This window comes from Pseudoduganella violaceinigra DSM 15887 (genome assembly GCF_000425385.1).
Lineage (GTDB): Bacteria > Pseudomonadota > Gammaproteobacteria > Burkholderiales > Burkholderiaceae_D > Rugamonas > Rugamonas violaceinigra.
The window spans coordinates 59,721-78,970 of record NZ_AUDI01000009.1 but is presented as its reverse complement, the minus strand read 5'-3'; the positions used below and the strand labels follow the sequence as shown (position 1 = coordinate 78,970).

Annotated in this window: 18 protein-coding genes; 13 read left to right on the top strand and 5 right to left on the bottom strand. The window is 64.9% G+C overall.

Annotation, left to right across the window (positions count from 1 at the left end):
- Positions 1 to 213: 213 nt before the first annotated feature.
- Genes H597_RS0106655 through H597_RS0106625 form a run of 7 tightly spaced genes read left to right on the top strand, consistent with a single transcriptional unit; the run spans position 214 to position 8,043 of the window.
- Positions 214 to 1,647 (top strand): UbiA family prenyltransferase, encoded by a 1,434-nt coding sequence (locus H597_RS0106655; RefSeq protein ID WP_028101440.1) that lies wholly within the window; start codon positions 214 to 216, stop codon positions 1,645 to 1,647.
- On the top strand, positions 1,641 to 2,936 hold the full coding sequence (locus H597_RS0106650; protein ID WP_028101439.1) for an FAD-binding oxidoreductase: 1,296 nt from the start codon (positions 1,641 to 1,643) through the stop codon (positions 2,934 to 2,936). Before H597_RS0106655 ends, H597_RS0106650 begins: the two co-directional genes overlap by 7 nt.
- The gene (locus H597_RS0106645) at positions 2,937 to 3,686 is read left to right on the top strand and encodes an SDR family NAD(P)-dependent oxidoreductase (RefSeq protein ID WP_028101438.1); all 750 of its coding nucleotides are present in this window, start codon (positions 2,937 to 2,939) and stop codon (positions 3,684 to 3,686) included. It begins immediately after the preceding gene.
- Entirely contained in the window at positions 3,683 to 5,401 is a 1,719-nt protein-coding gene (locus tag H597_RS30020; RefSeq protein WP_051293596.1) for a hypothetical protein, read from the top strand. Before H597_RS0106645 ends, H597_RS30020 begins: the two co-directional genes overlap by 4 nt.
- 27 nt (positions 5,402 to 5,428) lie before the next feature.
- Positions 5,429 to 6,349: an NAD-dependent epimerase/dehydratase family protein gene (locus H597_RS0106635; RefSeq protein ID WP_371850721.1), complete on the top strand. Its 921-nt coding sequence runs from the start codon at positions 5,429 to 5,431 to the stop codon at positions 6,347 to 6,349.
- Between the two features lie 3 nt (positions 6,350 to 6,352).
- Positions 6,353 to 7,645 (top strand): NAD(P)/FAD-dependent oxidoreductase, encoded by a 1,293-nt coding sequence (locus H597_RS0106630; protein ID WP_028101436.1) that lies wholly within the window; start codon positions 6,353 to 6,355, stop codon positions 7,643 to 7,645.
- Positions 7,642 to 8,043 carry a GtrA family protein gene (locus tag H597_RS0106625; protein WP_028101435.1) on the top strand — a complete coding sequence of 134 codons (402 nt, stop codon included), beginning with the start codon at positions 7,642 to 7,644 and terminating at the stop codon, positions 8,041 to 8,043. The genes H597_RS0106630 and H597_RS0106625 overlap by 4 nt, the downstream gene beginning before the upstream one ends.
- Here the strand turns inward: H597_RS0106625 and H597_RS33140 are convergent.
- The gene (locus tag H597_RS33140; RefSeq protein ID WP_028101434.1) at positions 8,040 to 9,131 is read right to left on the bottom strand and encodes a C1 family peptidase; all 1,092 of its coding nucleotides are present in this window, start codon (positions 9,129 to 9,131) and stop codon (positions 8,040 to 8,042) included. The two genes, H597_RS0106625 and H597_RS33140, sit on opposite strands and share 4 nt — an antisense overlap.
- Before the next feature lie 283 nt (positions 9,132 to 9,414).
- Complete coding sequence (locus H597_RS30010) at positions 9,415 to 10,386, bottom strand: hypothetical protein (protein WP_051293595.1); 972 nt, start codon at positions 10,384 to 10,386, stop codon at positions 9,415 to 9,417.
- A 69-nt stretch (positions 10,387 to 10,455) separates the two neighbouring features.
- Here H597_RS30010 and H597_RS0106610 point away from each other — a divergent pair, with 69 nt between their 5' ends.
- Together H597_RS0106610 and H597_RS0106605 are read left to right on the top strand one after the other, a co-directional pair.
- Positions 10,456 to 12,342, top strand: coding sequence for a hybrid sensor histidine kinase/response regulator (locus H597_RS0106610; RefSeq protein WP_035373455.1), 1,887 nt, complete (start codon positions 10,456 to 10,458; stop codon positions 12,340 to 12,342).
- A gap of 40 nt (positions 12,343 to 12,382) precedes the next feature.
- Positions 12,383 to 13,666, top strand: a complete 1,284-nt coding sequence (locus tag H597_RS0106605) for a hypothetical protein (RefSeq protein WP_035373344.1) — start codon at positions 12,383 to 12,385, stop codon at positions 13,664 to 13,666.
- A gap of 46 nt (positions 13,667 to 13,712) precedes the next feature.
- Here the strand turns inward: H597_RS0106605 and H597_RS0106600 are convergent, their stop codons facing one another.
- Positions 13,713 to 14,018 (bottom strand): PsiF family protein, encoded by a 306-nt coding sequence (locus H597_RS0106600; RefSeq protein WP_028101431.1) that lies wholly within the window; start codon positions 14,016 to 14,018, stop codon positions 13,713 to 13,715.
- Positions 14,019 to 14,144: 126 nt separating this feature from the next.
- On the opposite strand from H597_RS0106600, the gene H597_RS30005 reads away from it, so the two are divergent.
- Entirely contained in the window at positions 14,145 to 15,020 is an 876-nt protein-coding gene (locus H597_RS30005; protein ID WP_035373343.1) for a CsgG/HfaB family protein, read from the top strand.
- A 27-nt stretch (positions 15,021 to 15,047) separates the two neighbouring features.
- Here the strand turns inward: H597_RS30005 and H597_RS30000 are convergent, their stop codons facing one another.
- Positions 15,048 to 16,361, bottom strand: a complete 1,314-nt coding sequence (locus tag H597_RS30000) for a serine hydrolase domain-containing protein (RefSeq protein WP_051293594.1) — start codon at positions 16,359 to 16,361, stop codon at positions 15,048 to 15,050.
- A 111-nt stretch (positions 16,362 to 16,472) separates the two neighbouring features.
- Here H597_RS30000 and H597_RS0106585 point away from each other — a divergent pair, with 111 nt between their 5' ends.
- Entirely contained in the window at positions 16,473 to 16,721 is a 249-nt protein-coding gene (locus tag H597_RS0106585; RefSeq protein WP_028101430.1) for a DUF1059 domain-containing protein, read from the top strand.
- Here the strand turns inward: H597_RS0106585 and H597_RS0106580 are convergent.
- Positions 16,718 to 17,872: a TIGR04552 family protein gene (locus H597_RS0106580; protein ID WP_035373342.1), complete on the bottom strand. Its 1,155-nt coding sequence runs from the start codon at positions 17,870 to 17,872 to the stop codon at positions 16,718 to 16,720. The two genes, H597_RS0106585 and H597_RS0106580, sit on opposite strands and share 4 nt — an antisense overlap.
- A gap of 175 nt (positions 17,873 to 18,047) precedes the next feature.
- Between H597_RS0106580 and H597_RS0106575 the strand changes: the two genes are divergently transcribed.
- Positions 18,048 to 18,614 carry a DUF805 domain-containing protein gene (locus H597_RS0106575; RefSeq protein ID WP_051293593.1) on the top strand — a complete coding sequence of 189 codons (567 nt, stop codon included), beginning with the start codon at positions 18,048 to 18,050 and terminating at the stop codon, positions 18,612 to 18,614.
- Between the two features lie 66 nt (positions 18,615 to 18,680).
- Complete coding sequence (locus H597_RS29995; protein ID WP_051293592.1) at positions 18,681 to 19,184, top strand: DUF805 domain-containing protein; 504 nt, start codon at positions 18,681 to 18,683, stop codon at positions 19,182 to 19,184.
- Positions 19,185 to 19,250 lie beyond the last annotated feature (66 nt).

Here is a 19,250-nt window from a genome sequence, read left to right as displayed (position 1 = left end):
CACTTGGCTATCGACCCATCGCAGCATGGCCCCGAGGGGCAGTTGCCCAACGTCAGTCACAGGTTGACGGCGCGCCTGCGGCTGCCGGATGCCTGAAGGGCGGGCTGCCTTGACTTGCCCTTGGCCCTGCTGTAAGCTGCCCGGTCGCTCCGCGACTGCCCGGGACCTGCCTTCTGCGCGGGGCAAGACGCCGGCGCACCATATCGCTTATATATGAACACACTGCCGCTGATCATCGACCTGGACGGCACCCTGATCCATACCGACATGCTGCACGAGTCGGCGTTGCGGGCGCTGCGGGACAACCCTGTCGAGGTCTTGCGCATCCCGTATTTCCTGGCACGCGGCAAGGCCGTGCTGAAGCGCCGCCTGGCCCAGGGCAGCGATTTCGATGCCGCCTCCTTGCCCTACAACCAAGCCTTGCTGGAATGGCTGCGGCAGCAGCGCCGCGACGGCCGCAAGCTGATCCTGTGCACCGCCTCCGACCTGTCGATCGCCAATGCCATCGCCGGGCACCTGGGCGTGTTCGATGAAGTCATGGCCAGCGACGGCGTGCGCAATCTGTCCGGCGAGAACAAGGCGGCGGCGCTGGTGGCGCGCTTCGGCCAGGCCGGCTACGACTACGCGGGCAATTCGCAGGCCGACCTGCCGGTGTGGCGCAGCGCGCGCCGCGCCGTGGTGGTCAATGCGCCCGCCGGCGTGGCGCGGCGCGCGGCCGGCTGCTGCGAAATCGAGCGCGCGTTTGCTGCGCCGCCGGCCGGCTTCAGCGCCTGGCGCCGCGTCTTCCGCGTGCACCAGTGGCTGAAGAACCTGCTGTTGCTGGTGCCGCTGTTCGCCTCCCACCAGTTCGCCGACCCGGCGCACTGGCTGCCGCTGCTGCTGGCCTTTATCGCCTTCAGCCTGTGCGCCTCCTCGGTGTATATCGCGAATGACCTGCTGGACCTGGAAAGCGACCGCCAGCATCCGCGCAAACGCAACCGCCCCTTCGCCAGCGGCCAGGTGGCGGCCTGGCTGGGCGTGTTGTGCGCGCCGCTGCTGCTGCTGGCCAGCGCGGCGGTGGCATGGCAGGTGGGCGACGCTTTCTGCGCCTGGCTGGCGGCTTATTTCGCCCTGACCTGCGCCTATTCCTGGGGCCTGAAGCGCCTGCTGTTGGTCGATTGCCTGGCGCTGGCGGTGCTGTACACCTTGCGCATCGTTGCCGGCGCGGCCGCACTGGACATGCCGCTGTCGCCCTGGCTGCTGGCCTTCTCGGCGTTCCTGTTCCTGTCGCTGGCCTTTGTCAAACGCTATGCGGAGCTGCAGGTGCAGGCCCTGCACGGCAAGCAGAAAGCCCACGGACGCGGCTATTACACCACGGACGCGCCGCTGATCCAGATGCTGGGCGTCGGCGCCGGCTATGCGGCGCTGGTGGTGCTGGCGCTGTATTTGAACAGCGCCGCCGTGCAGATGCTGTACCGCACGCCTGAATTCGTGTGGGGCGCGGTGGTGGTGATGCTGTTCTGGGTCAGCTGGATGTGGATGCAGGCGCATCGCGGCCTGATGCACGACGACCCGCTGGTATTTGCCGTCAAGGACAAGGCCAGCCTGCTGGCCGGCGCCTGCTTCGCCGCGGTGCTGGCGCTGGGCACGGCGGGGTGGCCGTGGTAATGGTGTCGTCCTGGGGACGGCTGGGCCAGTGGGAGCATGAGCTGCGTCCGCTGGCCGAGCGCGCCCAGTTGCCGCGCCAGTTGCAGGCGGCCGGACCGGGTCTGGCGCATGGCATGGGGCGCAGCTACGGCGACGTGTGCCTGAATCCCGGCGGTGTGCTGTGGCGCACCACCGGGCTGGACCGCTTCATCAGCTTCGACCAGGACAGCGGCCTGCTGCGCTGCGAGGCCGGGCTGCTGCTGCGCGATATCCAGCGCCTGGCGCTGCCGCGCGGCTGGATGCTGCCGGTCACGCCGGGCACCCAGCTGGTCACCGTCGGCGGCGCCATCGCCAACGACGTGCACGGCAAGAACCACCATGCGCAGGGCTCCTTCGGCGACCATGTGCGCCGCCTGGAACTGCTGCGCACCGACGGCCGCCGCATCGACTGCGGCCCGCAGCACGAACCGGCCTGGTTCGCCGCCACGGTCGGCGGCCTGGGCCTGACCGGCGTGATCAGCACCGCCGAGCTCCAGCTGCGCCGCGTGGCCGGCCCATGGCTGGAGACGGAGACCCTGCCGTACGCCAGCCTGGACGAGTTCTTCCAGCTGGCCGACGCTTCCGAGTCCGGCTGGGAGCACACGGTGTCGTGGATCGACTGCCTGTCGGGCAAGGGGCGCGGCATTTTCCTGCGCGCCAACCACTGCGCCGCCGCCGGCCGTGCCGTCCCGCCCGCGCGGGCGCGCAGCATGCCCTTCGTGCCGCCCGTCTCGCTGGTCAACCAATTCTCGCTGGCGCCGTTCAACAGCGCTTATTTCAATCTGCAGAAAAGCCGCGCCGGCAAGGCGCTGGCGCATTACGAGAAGTATTTCTACCCGCTCGACAACCTGCACGAATGGAACCGCATGTACGGCCCCCGGGGCTTTTACCAGTACCAGAGCGTGGTGCCGCGCGCCGTAGGGCGGGCCGCGGTGCAGGCCATGCTGCAGGCGATCGCCGCCAGCGGCGAGGGCTCCTTCCTGGCGGTGCTGAAGACCTTCGGCGAGCGCCCGGCGCCCGGCATGCTGAGCTTCCCGCAGCCGGGCGTGACGCTGGCGCTGGACTTTCCGAACCGCGGCGAACGCACGCTGCGCCTGTTCGAACGGCTGGACGCCATCGTCGGCGAGGCCGGCGGCCGGATCTACATGGCAAAAGACGCGCGCATGCCGCGCGCACTGTTCGAGGCCGGCTACCCGCGCCTCGCCGAATTTACGCAGTACCGCGACCCGGGCATCAGTTCCGCGATGTCGCGCCGCCTGATGGGGAATTAAGTGTCTGAGCAAAAGAAAAGCATCGTGATCGTTGGCGCCACCTCGGCCATGGCCGAACACTGCGCCCGCCTGTGGGCGGCCAGCCAGCCGGCCGCCCTGACCCTGCTGGGCCGCAACCTGGAAAAGACCGAAGCGGTGGCGGCCGACCTGCGCGTGCGCAGCCCGGGATCGCAGGTCAAGGCGCTGCAGGCCAATTTCAGCGATCCGCAGCAGATCCGCGCCAGCGTCGACGCCATCGCCGCCGCCGGCGTGCCGGACATTGTGCTGATCGCCCACGGTTCCCTGCCGGACCAGGCCGCCTGCCAGGACGACCTGGCGCTGGCGGCCGACGCTCTGCAGGTCAACGGCATTTCGCCGGCGCTGTTCGCCGAAGCGTTCGCCGGCCATATGCAGCGCGCCGGGCGCGGCACCCTGACCATCCTCGGCTCGGTGGCCGGTGAGCGTGGCCGCAAATCCAACTATGTCTACGGCGCCGCCAAGGGGCTCTTGACGCGCTATGCCGAGGGCCTGCAACATCGCCTGGCCGGGAGCGGGGTGAACGTGGTGCTGGTCAAGCCGGGGCCGACCGCCACCCCGATGACGGCGCACCTGCCGCAGCGCGGCATGGCCAGCGTCGAGTCGGTGGCGGCGCAGATCGTGGCGGCCACGGCCAAGGGCCAGCCGGTGCTCTACACGCCCGGCAAATGGGCCCTGATCATGCTGGTCATCGCCAACCTGCCGCGCGCCATCTTCAACCGGATGGACATATGAGCGGCATCGCTGCGTCGGTGCGTGCGCCGCTGCTGCGCAAGCTCTTCACCTGCTTTGCGGTGCTGATGATCGGGCTGGCGCTGGCCGGCGCCTGCCGCAACTATTCGCCAGTGCCGTTCTGGGACATGTGGGGCTCCTACCTGCACTTCCTGGACGCGGCCGCCAATGGCGACTGGCACGTCTGGTGGGCGCAGCATAATGAACACCGCATCGTGCTGGCGCGCCTGTTCTTCTGGGCCGACCTGCGCTGGTTCGACGGCGCCGGCTGGTTCCTGATCGCCGTCAACTACACCCTGGTGGCGCTGGGCGCCTTGCTGTTCTGGCGCATCCTGCGCCAGGTCGAGGCGGCGCCCGGACGGGCCGCCGACAAGCCGGCGCTGGCCGCTTTCCTGGCTGGCGCGCTGTTCTTCTGGAGCCAGCATGAAAACCTGACCTGGGGCTTCCAGAGCCAGTTCATCCTGGCGCAACTGGTTCCGCTGGCGGCCCTGTACGCGCTGTACCGCGCCATCGAGGGCGGGGCAGCGGTGTTCGCGCTGGCCTGCCTGCTGGGCGTGCTGAGCGCCGGCACGATGGCGAACGGCGTGCTGGCCCTGCCGCTGATGGCCGTCTACGCCCTGCTGACGCGCCAGGGCGCGCGGCGCACGGGCGTGCTGGCATTGCTGGCCGCGCTCGTGTTGTTCGCCTACTTCCACGACTATGCGGCGCCAGCCGGACACGGCTCCCTGTCGCAGTCGCTGCGCGAGCATCCGCTGAAGTTCGCCGGCTATGTGCTCAATTACCTGGGCAGCCCATTCCACTTCGCTTTCGGCGCCAAGGCAATTGGCCGGCTGGCGGCGATGCTGGCCGGCCTGTTCCTGGTGGCGAGTGCCATCCGCTTCGCCTTCCGCTTCCTGCGCCAGCCGCGCCAGTCCGCCTTGCCGCTGGCGCTGCTGTGCTTCATCGCCTACATCGGCGGCACCGCGTTCGGTACGGCGGGCGGGCGCCTGATTTTCGGCCTGAGCCAGGCGCTGTCGCCACGCTACACCACGCCAGCCCTGATGGCCTGGGCCGCGCTGGCGCTCCTGTATGCGCCTGCGCTGCTGGCGCTGCAAGAGCGCAGCCGCCGCCGCGCCTGGGGCGCGTTCGCGGTGCTGGCCCTGCTGATGCTGGCGTACCAGCTGCGGGCGCTGCATTCGAACGCGGACGAGCTGTTTGGCCGCACCGTCGCCGCCCTGGCGGTCGAACTGCGTATCAAGGACCAGGTCGAGATCGGCCGCGTGGCGCCGGACACCGAGGTGGTCGATTCCAGCGTGCCGGTCGCCGACCAGCAGCGTTCGGTGTTCGGGCTGTATCCTTATCGCGGCGCACGGGCGGACATGGGCAAAGCGTTTGCGCCGCTGGCGCTACCGCCTTGCCGCGGCGCGCTGGCACTGGCCGAAACGATCGAGGGCGATGCACGCTTCCTGCGCGTGAGCGGCTGGCTGTACGAGCCGGCCGGGAAAACGGTGCCGCGGGTGGTGCGCATCCTGGACGCCGATGGCAAGCAGGCCGGCTATGCGCTCGGTGGCTGGGCCTGGAACGAGGCGGCCGCCGCCCAGCACCAGGTGGCGCGCGAAGCCGGCTACCGCGGCTACCTGTCGTCCGCGCCTCTGGAAATTCTGACGCTGCGCGGCGAGGGACCGGCGGGGCCGGTCTGCCAGTTGCAGCTCAAAGCGCCGGCGGCGCAGCACAATTAAGGAGTAGGGAAAATTAACAAGAAAATTTTGCTCCCCGGCGGGGCCGGCCTGGTTGGCCAAAACCTGGTGGCGCGGCTCAAGGCCAAGGGGTATACCGACGTCGTGGTACTCGACAAGCACCGTCCCAACCTGGCGGTGCTGAAGCAGGTGCAGCCCGACATCACGGTGGAATATGCCGATCTGGCCCAGCCGGGCGATTGGCAGCGCCACTTTGCCGGCGCCGGCGTGGTGGTCATGCTGCAGGCCCAGATCGGCGGCAACGATTACCGCGACTTCGTCCACAACAATGTCGACTCCACCCGCCTGATCCTGGATGCGGTCAAGGCCAACCAGGTGCCGCAGCTGGTGCATATCAGTTCCTCGGTGGTCATGTCGGTGGCCGACGATTTCTACACCAATTCCAAGAAGGAGCAGGAGCAGATGGTGCTGGCGAGCGGCATCGCCTGCCCGATCCTGCGCCCGACCCTGATGTTCGGCTGGTTCGACCGCAAGCACCTGGGCTGGCTGTCGCGTTTCATGAAGAAGGTGCCGGTCTTCCCGATCCCGGGCCATGGACGCTATATGCGCCAGCCGCTCTACGTGGGCGACTTCTGCAATGTCATCATCAGCTGCATCGAGAACAACATCGACCACGGCATCTACAATATTTCCGGCCATGAGGAAGTCGACTACATCGACATCATCCGCCAGATCAAGCGCGCCACCGGCGCCCGCGCCGTGATCGCCAGGATTCCCTACCGCCTGTTCTACGCCTTGATCTGGCTGTGGGGCCGGTTCGACAAGAACCCGCCGTTCACCACCCAGCAGCTGACCGCCCTGAGCGCCAGGGACGCGTTCGAAGTGACCGACTGGCCCGGCATGTTCGGCGTGCCGTGCACCCCGTTTGCGAAGGCGATCGACGAGACCTTCAACGACCCGCAGTACAGCAAAATCGTACTGGAGTTCTGAACCATGGGACAACGCATTGCGGTGCTGGGCGCCGGGCCGATGGGGCTGGCGGTCGCTTACCAGTTGGCGCGGGACGGTCACCAGCCGGTGGTGTTCGAGGCGGACGACCGGGTCGGCGGCATGGCTGCCGGCTTCGATTTCTCGGGCCTGACGATCGAGCGCTATTACCATTTCCACTGCATCTCGGACACGGCCTTCCTGCAGCTACTGGGCGAGCTTGGCCTGTCGGACCAGATGCATTGGCACGCCACCAGGATGGGCTACTGGTACCAGGACCGCCTGCAGGCCTGGGGCAACCCGCTGGCGCTGCTGAAATTCCGCGGATTGGGCCTGGCGGCCAAATTCCGCTACGGCCTGCACGCCTTCCTGTCCACCAAGCGCAAGCGCGAGGATTGGAAGGCGCTCGACCACGTCGAGGCGACCGGCTGGATCCGGCGCTGGGTCGGCGCCGAAGCCTATGAAGTATTGTGGCGGCGCCTGTTCGACTACAAGTTCTACGACTACAGCAGCAACCTGTCGGCGGCCTGGATCTGGAGCCGGATCCGCCGCATCGGCACCTCGCGCGCCAGCCTGTTCGAGGAAAAGCTCGGCTACCTGGAGGGCGGATCGGACACCCTGTTGAACGCCATGCGCGACGACATCGTCAAGCACGGCGGCGAAGTGCGGCTGGGCAGCCCCGTCGCCAAGGTGGTGATCGCGCAGGACCAGGTGCGCGGCGTGGAAAGCGGCGGCCAGTTCGAGGCCTTCGATAAAGTGGTCAGCACCATTCCGCTGCCCTATGTGCCGCGCGTGATGCCCGACCTGCCGCCGGCCGTCCTGGCGCAGTTCCAGGCGGTCAGGAACATCGCCGTGGTTTGCGTCATCGTCAAACTGCGCAAGCAGGTGACGGAGAATTTCTGGGTCAACACCAACGACCCCGAGATGGATATCCCGGGCCTGGTGGAATATACCAACCTGCGGCCGCTCGACCAGCACATCGTCTATGTGCCGTTCTACATGCCCGGCGAGCACGCCAAGTACGCCGACCCGGACCAGGTCTTCCTGGACAAGGTGCGGCGCTACCTGAAGAAGATCAATCCGTCCTTGAGCGACGCCGACTTCCTCGATATGCGCGCCAGCCGCTACCGCCACGCCCAGCCGATTTGCGAGCCGGGCTACCTGGACCGCCTGCCGGCGCCGGCCCTGCCGGTGCGCGGCCTGTGGGTGGCGGATACCTCATACTACTATCCGGAAGACCGCGGCATTTCCGAGAGCATCGACTTCGGCCTGAAAATGGCGAAGGATGCCGCCGCATGATGCAGCAGTTCATGTCGCGCCAGTTCCTGGCCTTCCTGCTGACGGGGGGCACGGCGGCAGCGGTCAATTTCGGTTCGCGCATGGTGTACAGCCAGTGGCTGGGCTTTTCCGCCGCCGTCGTGCTGGCCTACCTGACCGGCATGGTGACGGCGTTTGTGCTGGCCAGGCTGTTCGTGTTCAAACAAAGCCAGCAGACGGTGGGGCGCTCGGCCGGCTTTTTCGTCCTGGTCAACCTGGTGGCGGTGCTGCAAACCTGGGGCATCAGCGTCGGCCTGGCTTATTACGTCCTGCCGTGGCTGGGCGTAAGCGCCTACCGTCCCGAAATCGCCCATGCCGTCGGCGTCGCCGTGCCTGTATTTACCAGTTATATCGGCCACAAGCGCTGGTCCTTCCGCTAGCGCATAGATGGCCGAGTGGTTGCCGTCAGCGTCTGCAGGGCACCGGCGGCATCGCGGCCGCTGATCGATGCGCGCACTAGGCGGTAGGTGGCGGCGCCATCGGGAACGGCGCCACCGAAGCGCAAGCCCCGCGCAATCTGCGACACCCCGAAGTTACGGTTGAATAGGACGTTTTGCGCATCGCCCATCACGCTGATGGCGGCCGCGTTCACGCTCAATGGTTGCGACCAGGCCATTTCCACGCCAACACCATAGCTGCCGGGCGTGCCGCCCCCGTAAGGGCGGGCGTTCATATGTTCGACGACGATCGGGGAGTTCGGCATGGATTTGCTGCTGCTCAGGAGCGCATTCTGGCTGCCGCGCCGGAGGAAGGGGATGCAGACATCGATGGCGTAGCGGGCGAAGTCGGCATACGAAATGTAGAAATACCCTTTCTGGCCCCAGGCCGTTCCCCACGAGTTGATCACCTTGTACAGCTGGCGGCTGTCGTCATAGCCGATAATCGACAAGGCGTGGCCGCCGCCGGTCCCATTCGGTGCCCAGATAATGTTGCCGGTATTGAGGCTCTGGAACGTCTGATTGACGAGGATACCGAAACTGACCGGTTGCCCAGCCTGCACCGAGCCGCGGATGGAAACTGTGTCGGCGGCATTGACCCGGGAGTAGCCATCGAGGTTAAACGTTCTGGCCGCAGTCGCGATGCCGCACTGCCGGTCGGAGTACGGTGCAAGATCGAGTGTTGTCGCGCCTTCCTGCACCAGAACGTCCATGGCATAGTGTATTTGCGAACCCTGGGCGCAGGCGTCGGGTGAAAGCCGGTTGCGGATTTTTGCAAACAGGTCGGCAGGACTGATGGCGGCGGGCAGCGATTTGCCCGAAGCGCGCATGCACTGCGTCGCGCCCGCATATCCCACCGCCCAGGCCGTACAGGATCCCTGGGCGCCCTGGTCGCCTGGCGTTGGCAGCTGAATCGGGTAGCTGCCGCGCGCCAAAAAAGACTGGTCGCTCAGGTCGAAGCTCGGAAAGCCTCCGTCAAACGGAATCGCACCGCCGACCGGCGGCAGGTTGCTGTAGGTCTCGACCGGCATTTGTGTCCAGCCTGTGGCGCGATCCGTGGGACCGGATGGGGGGGGCGTGTCCGGATCGCTAGCGCCTCCTCCGCCACCACTGCAACCGGGAAGGCCAAGTAGGCCGAGCGCACCAAGCGCCAAGAATGAACGACGAGTGGTCATTTCCCCCTCCTTTATCGGGCGGCCCCGCATGTCTGCAGTCTGGTAACGGAGCCGGTACCGGTCAAGGTTCAGGGATGAGAAATGTCAAACGCGAGGGAAATTTTGCACGCGCACGCGGAACGCGTTCAACATTTCTTGATCAGGGAGCGCGCTGGCGCGCTTTCAGCGTACTGCCGTCGGGGGCGAACAGCAACACGTGCTCGCCCAGGCGCGGGCGGCCGTCGGCAGCGGGATCGAGGCGGATGGGCGGGGCGGACTGGTAGAGCCATGCTTCGCGGCCGCTGTCGAAATGTATGCTGAGCTGGGGCGGGCCCAGGCTTGCCAGCGCAGCGTTGCGGTCTTGCGGTGCGGCCCCGCTGGCCGGTGGCGGGTCATCCATATATTCGAAAGCCAGCAGGGTGTCGTCCGGCCAGGAGCGGTCCCACACGGGCGCGAAATAGCTGCTGTCCAGCATGACCTGGCAATCGCAGTAAGGCATTTCAGCGGGCGGCGGATTGCCCGCATACAGGGCGTGGAAGGGCAGGCTGGCGCGCCGTGCTCCGGCTTGCAGGGTAATAGCAAACAGTGGCCGTTCCGTGAAGAATAAATAATTGCCGTTTGGATCGCTGCATACCTTGTCCGGGCTGCGCAGGAATTCATCGAGCCAGGCGAACAGGTGGGCGTTGTTCGATACCAGGCCGGCCTGCATGCCGACCAGGCATTCCAGCCGCAGATCGCCCAGGCGCCGCATGCCTTCCGGTACGCCCGGACTGCGCACGTCGGCGCGCCATGTCATGGACAGGGTCTTGCGGTTGGCCAGCACGGCGGCGTCTTCGCGCCACAATTGTTCCTGGTAGTCGAGGGTGAAGCTGTTGTCGGCGGCCACCGGCACCGCCATGCTGGTGGTATCGCCAACAAGTTTCAGCTGGATGCCCGTCATGTCCGTGCCAGGCTGGCGTTGCAGCAGGCGAAAGCGCAGCGTGGCCTGCGGCGCCAGCGCATGCTCGCGCTTGAAGAGTTCCACGCCCTGCAGCATCTTGCGATAGGACTTGTCCACCGGCGTTCGGGTGCTGGGGACTTGTACTGTGGGAAGGGCCAGGGCCATGGCCAGCAGCAAAGCCGTTTTCCACATAATTCCAGATTGTGGCATTCTCCAGTAATCCCCGCACAATCCATGCGCCAGCAGTGCGCACCGCTACTGATGATTAAAGATCCGCCAGCGATTGAGAGTCTATCAACCCGCTATGAACTGCTGGTGGCCAGCATCAGCGACTATGCGATCTATATGCTCGATACCGAAGGCCGCATCAGCAGCTGGAACGCGGGCGCACAGCGCTTCAACGGCTTCAGCGAAACCGAAGTGCTGGGTAGCCATTTCTCGCGCTTCCATACCCAGGAGGACCAGCGCGCCGGGGTGGCGCAGCGTGCCCTGGCCACGGCCTTGCGCGAGGGCCGCTTTGAATGCGAGAGCTACTGCCTCCGCAAGGATGGTTCGCACTTCTGGGCCAGCGTGGTGATCGATCCGATCCACACGCCCGAAGGCGAGCATGTGGGCTTTGCCAATGTCACGCGCGACATCACAGAGCGCAAGCGCGTGATGGAGGCGCTGCGTGAAAGCGAGCAGCGTTTCCGCCTGCTGGTGCAAGGGGTGATCGACTACGCGATCTATATGCTCTCGCCGCAGGGCTTGATCACCAACTGGAATCTGGGCGCGGAGCGCATCAAGGGCTATACGCTGGACGAGGTGGTCGGCACCCATTACCGCCGCTTCTTTACGGAAGAGGACAAGGCGGCCGGCGTGCCGGAGCGGGCGCTGGAGGTGGCCGCGCGCGAAGGCCGCTACGAAAGCGAGGGCTGGCGGGTACGCAAGGATGGCACGCGCTTCTGGGCCCATGCGGTGGTCGATGCCTTGTACGACGACGACGGCGAACTGCTCGGCTTTGCCAAGGTCACGCGCGACAATACGGAGCAGCGCCAGGCGCAGCAGTCGCTGGAGCAGGCGCGCGCGGCCCTGTTCCAGGCGCAGAAGATGGAGTCGATCGGCCAGCTGACGGGTGGCGTGGCGCACGATTTCAACAACCTGCTGGCGGTGGTGTCGAACGGTATCGATATCCTGCGCACGGCGCCGCCGGAGGCAACCGGGTTGCGCGTGCTGGACAGCATGCGGCGCGCCGTCGACCGCGGCGCCGCGCTGACGCAGCAACTGCTGTCGTTCGCGCGCCAGCAGCCGCTGGCGCCCAGCGTGCAGCAACTGAACCGGCTGGTGACGGGTTTTGAAGGCGTGCTGCGGCGCGCCGCCGGTCCGCTGGTCAATTTCGAACTGAACCTCGATCGCCGACTGCGCCAGGCGTCGATCGATGAGGCGCGCTTCGAGGCCGCCCTGCTCAACCTGGTGGTCAACGCGCGCGATGCGATGCCCGAGGGCGGCACGCTGGAAATCACCACGCGCAACGTGACGCTGGCCGCCAACCAGGCCGGCGCGCTGCCGGCCGGCGATTATGTGCGGGTCAGCGTCACCGATAACGGCAGCGGCATGAGCGACGAGGTGCGTGAGCGCGCCTTCGAACCTTTCTACACGACAAAAGAAGTGGGCAAGGGCACGGGACTGGGCCTGAGCCAGGTGTACGGCTTCTTCGTCCAATCCGGCGGCGGCGTGACCATCGATACCGAAGCCGGCAAGGGCTCCACCATCAACCTTTATCTGCCGGCCCTGGCCGAATCGCTGCCGGAAGCGAGCCGGCCGCGCGGTGTGCGCGAAGAGCGCGTGCTGATCGTCGACGATGATCCGCTGGTGATGGAGTCGGCGCGCGAATTGTTCCAGTCCATGGGGTATGCGACCGTGCATGCGAACGACGCGGCGTCGGCCTTGCGCGCCTTGCAGCGCGACGGCGACGTCGACGTGCTGTTCAGCGATGTGATGATGCCGAACGGGATGACGGGGCTTGAGTTGGCGCGCGAAGTGCGCCAGCGCTACCCAGGCATCAAGATCATCCTGGCCTCGGGCCTGCCGCAGCCGGTGGAGGGGTTTTCCTTTGTCGGCAAGCCCTACAGCCTGGCCGACGTGGCCCGCCAGCTGCGCGTGGCCTGAGGTACACTCTACCGCTTTGACACAAGCCGTAGGGGAGACGATGAAAAAACTGGTATTGGGGGGACTGGCCATGCTGATGGCAGGCAGCGCCATGGCGGCATCGGTGCAGGACGTGGCGGAGCGCTACCGCAAGCTGGCGCTGGCAATCGGCCAGCATGACAGCAGCTATGTGGATGCCTATTACGGACCGCCGGAACTGGAGCAGCAGGCTGCGAAGAATAAGCAAAGCCTGGCCGCGATCAAGGCCGATGTCGTTGCCGCCCAGCGCGACATCGCGCAACAGAAAGCCGGCAACGCCGACGAAGCGCTGCGCATCGAATTCCTGGCCAAGCAGCTGAAGGCGATGCAGGCCCGGGTCGAAATGATGGAAGGCCGCAAATTCAGCTTCGACGAGGAGACTGCGCTGCTGTACGACGCCGTCACCCCGCACCACGAGCGCGCCTATTACATGGCGCTGGTGGCCCAGGTGGAGAAGCTGCTGCCGGGCGCGGGCCCGCTGCCGGCGCGGCTGAAGGCTTTCCGTGCCAAGTTCGCTATCCCGAAGGACAAGCTGAAACCGGTCTTCGACGCCGCCATCGCGGCCTGCCGCGAGCGCACCGCCGCGTTCATGGACTTGCCGCAGAAGGAAAGCTTCGTGCTGGAATTCGTCAGCAACAAGCCATGGTCCGGCTATAACTGGTACAAGGGCAATGCGCACAGCCTGATCCAGATTAATACCGAATTCCCGATCTACATCGAGCGCGCCGTCGACCTGGGTTGCCATGAAGGGTATCCCGGCCACCACGTCTACAACGCCCTGCTGGAGCAGGCGCTGGTCAAGCAGCGCAACTGGGTGGAGTTCAGCGTGTATCCGCTGTATTCGCCGATGTCGCTGATCGCCGAGGGCAGCGCAAACTACGGCATCGAGATGGCGTTCACCGATGCGGAGCGCCTGGCCTTCGAGCAGAAGGTACTGTACCCGCTGGCCGGCCTCGATCCTGCGCTGGCGCCGCAATATGCGCAGCTGATGAAGCTGCTCGGCAAACTGAGCTACGCCGATAACGATGCGGCGCAGGCTTACCTGGAGGGGAAGTGGACGCGCGAACAGACCATCGAGTGGCTGGTGAACGTGAGCCTGTATCCGCCGGAGAAGTCGGCGCAGCGCCTGTCCTTCTATGACGCCAACCGCGGCTACGTCATCAATTACAACCTGGGCAAGGACATGGTCAAAGCCTGGGTCGAGCAGCATGTGACGGCCGCCGATCCGGAAGCCGCCCGCAAGCAGCGCTGGGATGCGTTCAAGGTGCTGCTGTCGTCGCCGCGCCTGGCGAGCGGCTTGCGCTGAGGCGCAGGGTTGTCCGGCCCGGCGCTGCCGGGCCACGCTACGCCGCTCAGGCGGCTTTCTTCGCGCTCAGGCATTCTTTCATGAAGGCCTTGCGCTCATCGCCTTTCTTGCCGGCCGCGTCCGTGTTGCAGGTCTTCATCTTGTCTTGCTGCGTCGCCGGTGCGGCTGGCGCAGCGGGTTTATTGCTCAGGCATTCCTTCATGAAGGCCTTGCGCTCATCGCCTTTCTTACCGGTGGCTTCCTTATTGCAGGTCACCATTTTCGATTGCTGGGCGGTCTTTGCCGGCGCCGGGTCCGCGGCAAAGGCAGCGGTACAAGACAGGGCCAGGGCGGCAATGATCAGTTTTTTCATGGGTCGTTCCTTGTAACGGTTGAGTTGGTCTTGCGCCTATAACTATACATAGATTTTTTGTCGATGTGATCTATTCTCAAAGAACGCCGATGAGTTCAAACGGCCGTTACTTCTCGGGGAGTGAACATGGACAACAAGAAGGTCTTCCAAACAGGGACTGTCTGCGCCGGGCTGGCATTGCTGGTCCTGTCGGGGTGCGCGGGGACGGAGCCCAAGCTGGGCGGTGCACCAAGCATGGCAACTGGAGCGGCAGGCGGCGAGACCGCATCCAACGCCAGCACGCAGTTGGAGAAATGCGACAAGCCGCTGGGGACGCTGGGCGTGGTGGAAGACACGGCGGCGCCGTGGTACCACCACCTATCGCAATACAAGCTCGGTTCGACGGTGCCGGTGCTGCGCATGATGATCCAGCAGTCGAACTGCTTTGTCGTGGTGGAGCGCGGCGCGGCCATGAACAAGCTGATGCAGGAACGTGCACTGGCCTCGTCCGGTGAAATGCGGGCCGGCAGCAATTATGGCAAAGGGCAGATGGTGGCGGCCGACTACACCATGAGCCCGAGCATTGCGTTCAGCCAGAAAGGCACGCAGGGAATCGGGGGCGCCTTGGGTGGCCTCGGGCTGCTGGGCAGCGTGGCCGGCGTGGTGGCTGGCGGGCTGAAGGCAAACGAGGCCTCGACCACCTTGCTGATGGTGGATAACCGTTCCGGCATCCAGCTGGCGGCGGCCGAGGGCAGCGCCAAGAACTATGACTTCAATGTCGGCGGTGCGCTGTTCGGCGGCGGCGGTTTCGGCGCGGCCGGCGGCTATTCCAACACGCCGGAGGGCAAGATCCTGATCGCCTCCTTCATGGATTCATACAACCAGCTGGTCAAGGCCGTGCGCAATTACAAGGCGCAGGAAATCGCCGGCGGCATGGGCACGGGCGGTGCGCTGGGCGTGCAGGGCGGTTCGACACCGGCCTCGAAAGACCTCGAGAAAAAATCGAGCAAGAAGAAGAACTGATTCACTGCCCGGCGCTTGCGGGCGGGGTTACGGCGATTTCGCCGCCGCCCGCGCCTGCGCCTGCGCCAGGCTGTCGCGCGCATTGGCCGATTGCGGGAACAGCTGGGTGTTCAGTTCGAAAATCTTCACCGCGGTGGCGCTGCCGCGCGTTTCCAGCATGGCGTAGCCGGTTTCGTTGATACGGCGTTCCAGCGCCGCGCCATCGCGTGCCGCATCGGCCTGCAACTGCCGCAGCAAGGCCTCCCTGCCCGCCGCATCCGGCTGGGTGGCATAGCCGATCAAGCTCTCCGAGATCGCCTCCATGCGGAAGCGGGCGGGATCGATCGCCGCCATCAGGCTTTCCACCAGGGTGCGCGACCAAACGTTGCTGGCGCTGCCATTGGTCAGGTAGACGATGGTGTAGGTATCGCCGTCGCCTTGTTCGGGCCACAGCAGGCGCACGCGGACCTTGGTCCCACCATCGTGGCCGACGAAGGCATAGCCGCCGCTGCGGCCGAATTCCCAGCCGGAGGCGAACCCGCCGTCCTGGCCGTTATTCAATTTCTGCGGCAGCCATAGCTTGCGCAGCATTTCCTTGCCGACCAGGTCGCCGCGCGCCACGGCGTGCAGGAAGGCGGCAAGGTCATCCAGGGACATGAACAGTTGCGCATGCACGTTGGCATACTCGGGCCATTGAACTGGGGGATCGTCCTGCAGCCTGCCATCCTTGCCGATGAAGCTGCGCACCATCTCCTGGCGGCTGGCATTGGCCAGGCCAAGGAAGCTGTGCTTCAAGCCCAGCCGGTCGATGATGCGCTCCCGGGCGATTTGCGTATAAGGCTGGCCGTACTGTGCTTCAAGCACGGCTTCCAGCACCAGGAAATTGGTCTGCGTGTAGCGCGTGCTGCTGCCCGTGTCGAAGACCAGCGGCTGGCTGGCCAGCGCGTCAAAGGCGGCCTGCAGGGTGGGCGGGAAGCTGCCCGTGTTCTTGCCGCCGAGGTCGAAATACTCGGGCAGGCCCGAGGTATGGTTCAGGAAATGCCTGAGCGGGATCGCCTGCCAGTGCTGCGGCAGGCCCTGGACGTAGCTGGCGGCGGGTTTGTCCAGGTCCAGGCTGCCATTCTCGACCAGCTGCATCACCAGTACGCTGGCCAGCAGCTTGCTGAGCGAATAGAGCGGGAATAGTTCGTCGCGCCGCGCCCCGGCCACGTGGCGGTAGATGGACACACCGTTGCGTGCGACCAGCACCGCTTGGCTGGCGATTACATAACGCTGGGCGTTGGCCTGCATCTTCTGGCTGAGCGGGCGGTCCAGCGGCGCCGCCAGCGCGCTGCCGGCAAGCAGGACAACTACCAAGGCCATCGATCGTCGCAGCATCGCACTCCCCGCATCCTTGTCGAGGCGGCCAATGTAGCATGGAAATGTCGGCCAAACAGCCTATAGTGTAAGTAGCGCTTCGGAAGGGAGGTCGCCATGACCCGTAAATATATCGACTGCCGTGAATTCCCCAGCGAGACGAACTGCAGTGTCGCGATTTCGGCAGACAGCGATGAGGAATTGCTGGAGGTGGCAGTCCAGCATGCCGTGTCGGTCCACAAGCATACGGATAGTCCGGAACTGCGCAGTGCGATTCGCGGCCTGATCCATGAAGGCACGGCACCCGAGCATGTGCTGCCGCCGGGCGCCTCCACGGGCGTCCCCGTAGGCGTGCGCACGCACTAGGCAGCCGGTGCTCCTGGCCGGGTTTCCAGCTGGCGCACCAGGTCGCGCCCCAGCACGCGCAGGCGTGCCGTTTCAACCTGCCGCTTCTTGTAAGCGTCATGGCTGGCCGGACCTTCCAGGGTGCGGTCATGGCTGGCTTTGTCCATCAGCTGGATTTCGTACTCGAAGAAGAAGCCGATGTCGTAGTCCGGGCCGCTCGCCGCCGGGTCGTCCGACGGCGCGTGGATCATCTTGCGCACCGTGACCTGGATGCTGTTGAAGCCGGCGCCGCTGTGCGGGTTGTCGGCGCGCGTCTGTGGCGAGGAAATGGCCATCAGCTCGGCATCCATCTTCTCCAGCAGGCTGGCCGGATAGCCCTCAGCCGACTCCAGCATGCAGCGGTATTGGGTGAAGATCTCTTTTGCCGCCTCCATATCGAGCAAGGTGTTGCGGGTGCGCTGGGAGTCCACATTGGTGACGGAAATGACGTGGGCGCGCTGCAGCGTGCGCAAGGCCAGCAGGCATTCGAAGCGGGTATTGAAGATCAGCCGCACGCCAAGGTGATCGAAGATGTCGGCTGCCAGGTAGGCGGACTTTTGCAGCAGCTTGAGCAGAATGCTGCTGCGGCTCTTATTGTTCTTGCGGTCAAAATGCAGCAAAGGCAGGCAAATCTCGCCATCGCTTAAAAAGAATTGCCCGTCTTCCTCGCTGATGACTTCATCCAGGCTGGCGAACACTTGTTGGCGGATGATGTTGAAATAGCGAAGTTTGAGGTTGTTATCGATGTAGAAGACGCCGTGCATGACCTTCAGCACGGCGCAGGACCACATGCGGCGCAGCTCCACCGGTTCATTGCCGTGCAGCGAAGCGAAGACCAGCAAGTCCAGCGGATCTTCCGGCAGGCACACTTCGGGCGGAATCAGCGCCGCCTGTTCCGGCGCCAGGAAGTTGGTGCAGATGAAATCGAGCGCTTCGCCATGGGCGCGGGCGATCACGTCGCGGGCATGGGGATTGTCGATGTCGAAGCCATATTCGCGCACAAACTGGTGGGCGTCATGCTTGTTGCGCAGGGCCAGCCCGCCAAGGTCGATGGCCGACACGCCGGAGGCGATGGCATTCAGGTAGGTCCAGTTCAGGGAAAACTTGCCCTGGCACTTGAGTGAGGGATGCATGGCGGCGTTCGTGTAGTGGTGCAACCGTCCAGTCTTTAGAGAAAGTATCGCAGTCACCGGTGCATGCCGCAAGGTGGTGTTGTATTCGAATCGCGCCCTTGTGTCTTAGTAAAAGAGTAATGTAATATTTTCTTGGTAGTAATTTTTATAATATTTTTTGCTGACTGGAGTGACCGTGACCAATCCCTATTCCATGCCTCAATCGCAGCTGGGCGAAATCGCCGGCGACGAGACTTACGATCCCAAATTCTTTTCCACCTCGGGCCGTATCGGCCGGGTGCGCTACCTGGGCTACAGCGTCGGCGCCGGCCTGCTGGTCTTCCCGATCATGGTCATCATGATCGCGGTCATGGGCGTGGCGACGTTCGCTGGCGGTGGCGGCCGGGCCTTCGGCGCGGGCGCCATCGGTGCCATTGTCGCGATGTATGCCTTGCCGGTTGCCGTGATGATCATTTACGCGCGCCGCCGTCTGCATGACCTTGGCCAATCGGGTTGGCTCAGCCTTTTATTGTTGATCCCCCTGATTGGTTTCCTCTTCGGGCTGTGGCTGATCTTTGGCCCGGGCGATGCGCATGCGAATGAATACGGCCCTGCGCCCGGCCCGAATACCACCGGCGTGATCATCCTGGCGGCGGTGGTGCCAGTGTTCTGCATCATCGGTATCCTGGCGGCCATCGCATTGCCAAGCTACGCGAATTACAAGGCCAAGGCGGAAGCCGCACGCCTGGAAAACAGCCAATAGTTATGCCACGCTAAAGGCAAGCCCGGAGCTCAGCTTCGCGCTTGCTTTGCGCTGACTGGAGTGAATTTGACCAATCCCTATTCCATGCCTCGAGCGCAGCTGAGCGACATCGCCAGCGACGCGAGGCGCAACCCTGAAGTGTTTTCCACGGACGGCCGCATTGGCCGTTTGCGCTACTGGAGCTACAGCTTTGGCGCCGCCCTTCTGATGCTGTTCGTGGATGGCGCCGCCGAGGTGTACGACGCCTTATACAACGCGACTGGACTCGCGCCCGCTTTCGTGACGGTGTTGCTGGCTATCCTGTCATTCATTGCCACGGTGATCCTCGCGCGCCGCCGCTTACAGGACTTGGGCAAGTCCGCAAAATCCAGCATCCTCGTGTTGATCCCGCTGGTCAATTTGGGCGCTTTCCTGTGGCTGCTGTTCGCCCCCGGTGATGATGGCGCCAATGCGTATGGTCCGCGGCCGGAGCCTAACTCCACTGGTGTCAAGATCGTTGGCATTGCACTGCCCCTGCTCATTCTCGCGCTGATCGTTTTCGTGGGGATTCCTGCGTACCAGCACAGATAACTGCCCAATCATCGACACTTTTTGAGTGATTGGCGGCCTTGGCTGTTCCACGCTACGGCATCTGAG

Excerpts from the sequence above, each read along its gene's own strand:
- H597_RS30000 (WP_051293594.1), bottom strand. The coding sequence starts at position 16,361 with ATGGCCTTGGTAGTTGTCCTGCTTGCCGGCAGCGCGCTGGCGGCGCCG.
- H597_RS30010 (WP_051293595.1), bottom strand. The coding sequence starts at position 10,386 with ATGTGGAAAACGGCTTTGCTGCTGGCCATGGCCCTGGCCCTTCCCACA.
- H597_RS0106605 (WP_035373344.1), top strand. The coding sequence starts at position 12,383 with ATGAAAAAACTGGTATTGGGGGGACTGGCCATGCTGATGGCAGGCAGC.
- H597_RS0106585 (WP_028101430.1), top strand. The coding sequence starts at position 16,473 with ATGACCCGTAAATATATCGACTGCCGTGAATTCCCCAGCGAGACGAAC.
- H597_RS0106610 (WP_035373455.1), top strand. The coding sequence starts at position 10,456 with ATGATTAAAGATCCGCCAGCGATTGAGAGTCTATCAACCCGCTATGAA.
- H597_RS30020 (WP_051293596.1), top strand. The coding sequence starts at position 3,683 with ATGAGCGGCATCGCTGCGTCGGTGCGTGCGCCGCTGCTGCGCAAGCTC.
- H597_RS0106630 (WP_028101436.1), top strand. The coding sequence starts at position 6,353 with ATGGGACAACGCATTGCGGTGCTGGGCGCCGGGCCGATGGGGCTGGCG.
- H597_RS0106580 (WP_035373342.1), bottom strand. The coding sequence starts at position 17,872 with ATGCATCCCTCACTCAAGTGCCAGGGCAAGTTTTCCCTGAACTGGACC.
- H597_RS0106625 (WP_028101435.1), top strand. The coding sequence starts at position 7,642 with ATGATGCAGCAGTTCATGTCGCGCCAGTTCCTGGCCTTCCTGCTGACG.
- H597_RS0106655 (WP_028101440.1), top strand. The coding sequence starts at position 214 with ATGAACACACTGCCGCTGATCATCGACCTGGACGGCACCCTGATCCAT.
- H597_RS0106600 (WP_028101431.1), bottom strand. The coding sequence starts at position 14,018 with ATGAAAAAACTGATCATTGCCGCCCTGGCCCTGTCTTGTACCGCTGCC.
- H597_RS30005 (WP_035373343.1), top strand. The coding sequence starts at position 14,145 with ATGGACAACAAGAAGGTCTTCCAAACAGGGACTGTCTGCGCCGGGCTG.
- H597_RS33140 (WP_028101434.1), bottom strand. The coding sequence starts at position 9,131 with ATGCCGGTCGAGACCTACAGCAACCTGCCGCCGGTCGGCGGTGCGATT.